The 233-nt window shown below is 45.5% G+C and carries 1 protein-coding gene; it reads left to right on the plus strand.

Translation table 11 applies throughout. The features are described from left to right. A partial coding sequence (locus SB749_RS21000; RefSeq protein ID WP_410712024.1) for a YHYH protein occupies positions 1-233 on the plus strand: 233 nt, incomplete at both ends.

Raw genomic sequence — 233 nt, forward strand, 5'->3', positions numbered from 1 at the left:
GTATTGCTTTTAATGGTGTACGTTTTGATGCGCCAGCACCTGTCAGTAATATCTTAGGCGCTTATACGCTTGCGCCGTTCGATGATGCAGGCGGTCATATTAATCCTCATGCCGGCTACCATTATCATGCTGCCACTGGACTAACGACTAAGATTGAACAAGACGACGGTCATGCACCAATGATAGGTTATGCACTTGATGGTTATGGCATATACGCTAATACTGATGCAGAG

It is taken from the genome of Brevibacterium sp. SIMBA_078 (assembly GCF_046534565.1).
Lineage (GTDB): Bacteria > Actinomycetota > Actinomycetes > Actinomycetales > Brevibacteriaceae > Brevibacterium.